This window comes from Nostoc sp., from assembly GCF_041747015.1.
Lineage (GTDB): Bacteria > Cyanobacteriota > Cyanobacteriia > Cyanobacteriales > Nostocaceae > Nostoc.
In genome coordinates this window covers 41247-47794 of sequence record NZ_JBGTFY010000162.1, presented here as the reverse complement: position 1 = coordinate 47794, position 6548 = coordinate 41247, and the positions used below count along the sequence as shown (strand labels likewise).

Genomic DNA, 6548 nt, shown 5'->3' with positions numbered 1-6548 from the left:
TTACGCAGTTTTGCTCCAACTACAACAGAAATGGTTGATCAACTAATCTCAGTTGCACTCGAATTAATAAATCCTCAACATTTAAGAAACTGGTTTGCTAGTTGTTGCTACTGTACCTCATAATAGCCGGAAGTGCTGTATCTATCTGCTACTGGCTCTAACTTCTACGCCGAGAGCAGCATTCATATTCTGAATGGCGGTGCAGGTAACGATACCTTAAATGCTGGTGGTGAACGTGGTAAGAATACCCTCATCGGTGGCACAGGTGATGATGTCTTGATTGGTGGTCAAAATCAAGATACCTTTGTTTTCAATAGTTATAATGAAGGGCTTGATAGTATCTACGACTTCGACAATAATGAACTCATTCAAATATCTGCTACTGGTTTTGGTGGCGGGTTAACATTAGGTTCACTATCTGCTAGTCAGTTTACCCTGGGCATAGCTGCAACGACGAGTGATCAACGATTTATTTACAACAACACAGGAGCGCTTTATTTTGACCAAGATGGCAACGGTAGTGGATTTACTCAGGTACAATTTGCACAGCTATATGATGTATCTTCACTAAGTGTTACCAATTTTGTAGTGGTTTAATCATCGTATAAATTGCGAATTGGGCATAGGTAATACCATTTCACTTTAATAATGTTACAAATGCGTGGTTAGGGGTTTAGCAATGCTAAACCCCTACGAAAAATCTATATGTATCAAGATTTTCGTGAATTGGTATCACCTATATTAAAGAATTGATATGAGCGATCGCTCCTTTTGTGTTAAGCTGACTTGCTTATCCGTCTTTGAACTGGATGCATCCACCTTTGATACTCGTTTACCAGTTTTTTGGACTTGTAGCTTGGTTGTCGTAGTTTTGTTGGGTTTCACTACGTTCAACTGCCATGCTACTGACTTCTAACTTTTGACTTCTGACGATCGCCATAATTGTAGATAGAGGCACTTCGGCAAAGTATTGTCGCTGAAATTGTTCTTCTTGGATAGCAGCTAAAAATTGGGAAATAGCTGCATCGGCATGGTTTTCTGAGTTATTAGTTGCATCCCAACTAATTTGTAAATAACTGTCTTGTAGTTTAACTTTGAATCCCAAATATTTTAAAGCTTTGAGTCCCAAAAATAAGGTTTGGTCACGAATGCCGAGTTTTTCTAAAAGTTGGACGCGGGTAACTAGCTGATTTGTCCGACTGAGATATTTAGCTATTCCGACAAGAGTTAGCCAAATTTGATTAGGTGGTTGCTGGTTGGGCTTAGACCAAGCGATCGCTAGTTGTTGATTATTGTAAAGCGTAGACGCGGAGCGGCTTGTCGTTATACATCGTCTTAACCATACACGTAAATCATCCCAGTTTGTGGGACAATCTTCGAGAATCAGTGCTGAGTCATGACTCTTGAATTCTGAAGATTTCGGATTATTAAGATGACGCCAGTCTAGAATAAAATCTAGATTATTTGTGCTGGTAGACTCAGCAGTATTTGCATAGGGACGCAGTGCTAATAACCTTACCTCATAATGAGGTTTTATCCCTTTATTTGTATCTACATAAGAATTGTAATCAAGTTCCACAATCACATCACAACGGCTTTGCGGAAGTTCGTCCCGGTAGTGTCCCCACCAAATACCTGGAAAGCCGACTGTTGAAGAGTCATCCCGAATTTTGAACTCGGTTTTGATATATTTAACTTCTTTCCCTCTAGAATCTCGAATATTGCGATTCCAAGTATTTTCAAACCAGCAGTTTTGAATCAGCAATTTCGGCACAGGATTACCCATTCCACAAGGTTCTAACAATTTCAGTTCTAAAAATAATTCTTTCCCTAAGTCTGCGACTGTTACTGCTAAGTCTGCTTGCAGAGTTGGCGTTAGGGTTGTACCACCTAAAGATTGCCGTAATTGCTGATTAATTGCCGCTGTAAATAAAGGAATATTCTCAATCGGCAAACTCAAACCCGCTGCAAAGGGATGTCCGCCAAACCGATGCAACAAATGTGCTTGGTCTTTTACCAGTTGGTATAAATCGACAGAATTTACAGAACGGGCAGAACCACGAGCTAACAAGAGTGCTGAGTGCTGAGTGCTGAGTGCTGAGTGAGGAGTGCTGAGTGCTGAGTTAGGAGTGAGGAATTCTCCCCCTGCTCCCCTGCTCCCCTGCTCCCCTGCTTCCCCTGCTTCCCCTGCTACTTCTGTACTTAATAAAATCGTTGGGCGACCTGTTTCTTGTGCTATTTGTCCAGCGACTAAGCCCAACACGCCTGCTGACCATTGGGCATCTTCTAAGACAATGACGCTAGTAGTTGATAAGTCTAATTGAGCGAGTTTTTGTGTTACTTGCGCTTGCACATCTTTCTGTAAAGACTTGCGGCGAGTGTTGGCAAGTTCTGTAACTTCGGCTAATTCATTACAACGTTTGGCATCCCGACTAGTTAATAATTCGACGCAGAAACTAGCATCACCTTGGATGCGGCTGACGGCGTTAATTCTTGGGCCTAAACCAAAGGAAATATCTGTGGGGCGATCGCCACTTTTCTGACACAATTCTAATAATCGCCCGACTCCCGGACGCCGACGTGCTGCGGCTGGCTGTTTAAAATCTTCTTGCAGTCGTTGAATTCCCATCTGCGCCAAATAGCGACAATCTCCACTTAGCTGCACCAAGTCGGCAATTAATCCTACCGCCACTAAGTCTAATAAATCTTCTAAGGGATGTTTTGCAATATTAGGCAGGGTTTGATAAATTGCTTCCACTAACTTATAAGCTACCGCCACTCCAGAAAGATGAAACAGCTGATGTTCCTTGGGCAAATAGCGGGGGTTAATAATTGCTGCCACAGGTGGGCGTTCTGCGGGTAATGTGTGATGGTCTGTAACTATTACATCTATACCTAGTTGTTTTGCATAAACAATTTCATCAATGTTTGTACTACCCGTGTCACAAGTAACTATTAATTTACAACCTTGTTTTGCTAAATTATCAATTCCTTGATTATTAAGTCCGTGGGATTCTTTAAGACGATTAGGAATGTAGTAAATTAACTGGGTATTTTGGGTAAAAAATTCTCCTAAGCCATCCCAAAGTACAGAGGTGGCGGTAATACCATCGGCATCGAAATCTCCCCAAATAGCAATTTTTTCTTTAGTATTATATACCTGTTGCAACCGGGCGATCGCTAGGTGCATTTCTTGGCCAAACTCAAACGGACTCGCTGGTTGATAAGCTTTATAATTAATAAAAGCTGCTAATTGTTGATTATCTTTAATTCCTCGTTGCCATAACAATTGCGCTGCATACAGTCCATTTGATGCAGGTGTATACTGTTTCACCGCTTGGATGAACTGCTCAGGGGGTTGTTCAGTTGCTGCTATAGTCCACTGCTGTTGTTCTGGCATACAAAGAAAGTTAAGAGTTAGGAGTGAGATGAAAGTCCTAAAGATAGACGCGGCGATCGCAGCCCCGAACTAAACTACAAGTGTAATCCTACTATGGCAGGAAAACTTTGTGAGAGCTAGATGGATTATCACAGCAGTTTCGGCAGCACTGTTTTTTGGCGGTAGCCTGCTGACATCATTGCGCGACCCTTGGTTTCAGAACTTGCAGCGTCCTGACTGGTTGACCTTTGAATTTCTCATCCCATTTGTCTGGACGTTCATTTGGATCTGTCTGACAATCTCAGCAATTATCGTGTGGGAAAGAAGCTCAAAACAGTCTCGTCCTTGGCTGTTGCTGGGTATGTACGCAGCAACAGCCTTGCTGACCTCCGTTTATAGTCCCATTGTGGTAGAATTTCGCAGCTTGACAGGTGGAATGATTGTAGGTGGCTTGGCAACCCTTATCGTCTACATTCTGGCATTTTTGGTTAAACCAATTTCCCAAAAAGCCTCCTGGCTGTTTCTACCCTATGCTCTCTGGGGGCCTTTTGGTACTTATCTCACTTGGTTATTAATTCAACTAAATCAAGATATAGGCAGATAAACGTCAATCATAACGAGAATAGATAATATATGGCAAAGGTCAGACTCCCGACAGATGTCTTGGCGGATTTTGTGTGAATATGCCTCTGAATATAGTCATAGAGAAATATGCTTTACCGCTCTTACGTATGTAATTAGATGGTTGAAAAGAGATTTACCTAAATGGTTTAATTATATTAACTAATTTACAATTAAATGTCAGTCTATTTTCTATAGACCATCATTAATCTTTGTAAGTTAATAATTTCTAAATAAGTGAAAAGTTGAAATATGGAAAATACAGGAAATACATTTGTTGATAAAACTTTCCGTGACAGCGATGGCAATATTGTTTTAGCTCAGATGCCAAACCTACCGCTTATTGTTTGGATAGTAACCAGTTTACTTGCTCTAGTTTTTACAACTGGTAAAATCAATACAGTGTTAGATGTACTGGCAAATGGCTCCTTGTTTACTTGGGCGTGGCTGGAACTATTTCAAGGCGTTAATTATTTTCGCAGAGCGCTAGGTCTTGCCGTGTTTATTGGTATTATCGCATCAAAAATTATTAGTTATAACGGACTGAGTAGTTAACCAAATAGACCGCGATTTTATCCGATGATCAACTTACCTCGTAAATTGGCGATCGCGTAGCGTGTCCTTTAGGACAAAGTATTGATAAAACAAAGCCGCTAAAGCAATACTCTGTCCATACAACAAATGTAATTTAAATCAATGAAAACTGCTGCAATAATTACGAATTACGGCGTTGCTAAATCAAGGGATGAAATCTCATGTATTGAAATCTAAAACTCCTTATACTCTCTGCGTCTGTGCGCGACGCCAGGTGCTTCAAGTCGGGGAACCCGCCCAACGCACTGGCTCCTCTGCGTGAGATAAATCATCCCGCAAATATGCAACGCCCGAATTACGTTAGCGAGTCTTCTCCTAAGGGGATGTTTGAAACGTATTTAGCTGTTATTTTAGGCACTTATCGATCCCCCCTAACCCACGCCAGTCACTCATGGGGGAAACCCCCTTGGCGCTAGCCTCTCCCTTTGAGAGAAGACCGCGCTGGCTCCCCTTAAAAAAGGGGGGAACCAGAATCAAAGTCCCCCAATTTATCGGGGGATTTAGGGGGATCTAGAACGTTTTGCTACCTACAATAGGACTTTTCAAACAACCTCTAAGGGGAGACGTTTCACGAACGAGCGTCATGACGAATTACGAATTTTTAAAGACCGCTGTTTATAACGGACTAGGCATAGTAAAACAATTAGCAATAGAAGCGCTTTAATGATTGATGGCTCCACCACCTTCTTCATTTCCATAGTGGTTTTAGGAGTAACAGTAACGTTACACGGAATCTCGATAATCTGGCTGTGATCAGAACCGTTACCACGAGGAGTCAGATCGCATTCGCCTTGACTGTTGAGAGACAAAGGTGTGTCAGGTGTATCCCCCGAAGAAACAGATGGCTCCCCTGAAGAACTATCGCCATCCAGTAATAGAAGCAGCATTAAACCAAGAACCCCAACTCCGATTATTGGCCAGAGTGGAAAGGAATCAGTATTGTCTTGTACTAAGACATCTCCTACAGAGCCAGGGAAAGTATCGAAGCCGATTGCTTCTCCCTCCAACCCTACTGGATTGTCACTCAGCAAAATATCTCCTGCGATATCTTCTCCTAAGATCTGATTCAATTCCTGTGGAATCCCATTATTAGGGCGTCCGAGTTCTCCACCATCTTCAGAGTATGGAAAGGATAGTACTTCAAAAATCCTCTTTTGGAGTTGGTTGTGATCTCCAGAACTCAACGCATCCAAGCCTTTAGAGATATTACCTAAATAAAAATTTGTCATCTCTGGCGGCAAACCTAGAGACTTAATCTGTTGCTCAATGTTGGAAATTTTTGAAGCTTCTTCAAAGAGCAGTCGTCCGTATGACAATTTCAAATCTAGTAATCCATTACGGAGACTGAGAGAGTTATTGGCTTCTGAGTGTGGTGCCCAATGGAACTGCTTGGTTACAAGTCCGAGTCCTTCTACTGGGTTACGACCAAAATGTTGTCCAAGAAGGTATTGAGAACTATCCATGATTGTGGGGGATTCGTTTCTCCAAAAGGAGGCGAAAGGCACCGCAGAGAGATTGGGATTATTCCCGTAAAAGCTAGCGAAATTCTGGAAGTTTTTTTCTCCACCAGCTGCTCGTATCAGCAGGTTTTGATAGTTAGTCCCACCGTTTAACTCGATTAATCGCTGGATTACCGTTCCAGTTTTATTGCAGCTCAGACCAAATCCGACATTACATCCAGGAATGACTCGCATCTGACTGAGATTCTGGTTATTGATTTGGTACTGAAGATACTCATACTCCAGTCCTTGTTGGACACCATAGCGTCCAATATTGAGCTGTGCAGAAGCAGATTGAAATGTAGTAAGTACTACTGCAACAGATGAGAAGGCGATGGTCGCAAAGCGAACCACCTTTGGCATCACAATTCTTTGAACAGTTGATTTAGGCAAGATGCATCTCCAGTAAACGACAGCAATTTAATTGGGCATTGGTTGTTTCCCTTGTCCCCACT

5 protein-coding genes are annotated in these 6548 nt (G+C 42.0%); 3 read left to right on the top strand and 2 right to left on the bottom strand.

The features are described from left to right. The first annotated feature begins 132 nt into the window (after nucleotides 1–132). Nucleotides 133–597 carry a hypothetical protein gene (locus ACEW80_RS13065; protein WP_373526986.1) on the top strand — a complete coding sequence of 155 codons (465 nt, stop codon included), beginning with the start codon at nucleotides 133–135 and terminating at the stop codon, nucleotides 595–597. Between the two features lie 235 nt (nucleotides 598–832). Here ACEW80_RS13065 and ACEW80_RS13060 read toward each other — a convergent pair whose 3' ends face one another. Then, nucleotides 833–3400: a DHH family phosphoesterase gene (locus ACEW80_RS13060; RefSeq protein ID WP_373526985.1), complete on the bottom strand. Its 2568-nt coding sequence runs from the start codon at nucleotides 3398–3400 to the stop codon at nucleotides 833–835. 109 nt (nucleotides 3401–3509) lie between these two features. On the opposite strand from ACEW80_RS13060, the gene ACEW80_RS13055 reads away from it, so the two are divergent. Together ACEW80_RS13055 and ACEW80_RS13050 are read left to right on the top strand one after the other, a co-directional pair. Next, nucleotides 3510–3983: a TspO/MBR family protein gene (locus ACEW80_RS13055; RefSeq protein WP_373526984.1), complete on the top strand. Its 474-nt coding sequence runs from the start codon at nucleotides 3510–3512 to the stop codon at nucleotides 3981–3983. A gap of 269 nt (nucleotides 3984–4252) precedes the next feature. Next, nucleotides 4253–4555 (top strand): hypothetical protein, encoded by a 303-nt coding sequence (locus ACEW80_RS13050; protein ID WP_373526983.1) that lies wholly within the window; start codon nucleotides 4253–4255, stop codon nucleotides 4553–4555. Between the two features lie 620 nt (nucleotides 4556–5175). On the opposite strand, the gene ACEW80_RS13045 is transcribed toward ACEW80_RS13050, so the two are convergent. Beyond that, on the bottom strand, nucleotides 5176–6486 hold the full coding sequence (locus ACEW80_RS13045) for a hypothetical protein (protein WP_373526982.1): 1311 nt from the start codon (nucleotides 6484–6486) through the stop codon (nucleotides 5176–5178). Nucleotides 6487–6548 lie beyond the last annotated feature (62 nt).

Excerpts from the sequence above, each read along its gene's own strand:
- ACEW80_RS13060 (WP_373526985.1), bottom strand. The coding sequence starts at position 3,400 with ATGCCAGAACAACAGCAGTGGACTATAGCAGCAACTGAACAACCCCCT.
- ACEW80_RS13050 (WP_373526983.1), top strand. The coding sequence starts at position 4,253 with ATGGAAAATACAGGAAATACATTTGTTGATAAAACTTTCCGTGACAGC.